Source organism: Rhodoferax sp. RT5P35, from assembly GCF_056521385.1.
On sequence record NZ_JBWMAX010000222.1, the window covers coordinates 1 to 1,210 of the forward strand.

The 1,210-nt window shown below is 65.8% G+C and carries 2 protein-coding genes; both read left to right on the plus strand.

Annotated elements, in window-relative coordinates:
• Positions 1 to 518, plus strand: a 518-nt coding sequence (locus AC097L_RS25160) for an AI-2E family transporter (RefSeq protein WP_479589436.1), incomplete at its 5' end; no start/stop codon positions are given.
• Positions 519 to 524: 6 nt separating this feature from the next.
• On the plus strand, positions 525 to 1,196 hold the full coding sequence (hda, locus tag AC097L_RS25165; RefSeq protein WP_479589437.1) for a DnaA regulatory inactivator Hda: 672 nt from the start codon (positions 525 to 527) through the stop codon (positions 1,194 to 1,196).
• Positions 1,197 to 1,210: the final 14 nt, after the last annotated feature.

The following is a 1,210-nucleotide window of genomic DNA, read 5'->3' on the forward strand; positions in this document are numbered from 1 at the left end:
TGGTATCGCTGGTACCCACCCGCGTGGGCCCGGGTTTTGACAGCTTTGTGGCCGAGGCCGACGAGGTGCTGGGCCAGTACCTGCGCGGCCAGTTGCTGGTGATGCTGATCATGGCGGCGTTCTACGCCATCGGCCTGTCGCTGTTCGGGCTGGATCTGGGCCTGCCCATCGGCCTGTTTACCGGGCTGGCCATGTTTGTGCCGTATCTGGGCTTTGGCGTGGGCTTGGTGCTGGCAGCGCTGGCCGGGCTGCTGCAGTTTGCGTCCATCAAGGCGGTGGTCATGGTGGCGGTGGTGTTTGGCATTGGCCAGTTTGTGGAGAGCCTGTTTCTCACGCCCCGGCTGGTGGGTGAGCGCATCGGCCTGCACCCGCTGGCGGTGATTTTTGCCCTGCTGGCCTTTGGCCAGGTGTTTGGCTTTGTGGGTATTTTGGTAGCGCTGCCCGCCAGCGCCGTGCTGTTGGTGGCCATACGCCGCATCCGCGACAGCTACCTGGCCAGCAGGCTGTACCAGGGATAGGTCAGGATGCAGCAACTGGTACTCGATATCGGCCTGGGCACCAGCCCCACGCTGGCCAACTTCTTTGGTGGCCCCAACGCGGCGGCGCTGCAGCATGTGCAGCAGGCCGTGGTGGCTACCGGTCGCCCGCTGCAAACCTACCTGTGGGGCGGCCCCGCCACCGGCAAAACCCATATGCTGCGCGCCGTGCGCGAGGCCTACCGCATGCAGGCCGCGCGCGTGGGCTGGATGGACCCCAGCGTCTACGAGCCACCCGAATTCGACGACGCCTGGGCGGCGGTGCTGCTGGACGACGTGCACCTGTACAACCCCGCGCAGCAGCACATGGCCTTCAAGTGGTTTGTCAACGCGCAAACCTGTAGCTGCTGGGTGCTGGGCGCGGGCGACGTGCCGCCGGCCGACCTGCAACTGCGTGAAGACCTGCGCACCCGCCTGGGTGGTGGCAATGTGTTTGCCCTGCAACTGCTCAGCGAAGCCGAGCTGCGCACCGTGCTGGGCCAGGAGGCGCAGGCCCGTGGCGTGGCGCTGAGCGCCGAGGTGGTGGACTACCTGCTGCGCCGCTTCAGCCGCGACCTGGGCAGCCTGATGCAGCTGCTGGAACACCTGGACCGCTACGCCCTGCAAACCCAGCGCGCCATCACCATCCCTTTGGTTAAATCCATGCTGGAAACAATCTGAAAGTGACCCCCATG

Coding starts and splice junctions, on each gene's coding strand:
- hda (WP_479589437.1), top strand. CDS start 525: ATGCAGCAACTGGTACTCGATATCGGCCTGGGCACCAGCCCCACGCTG.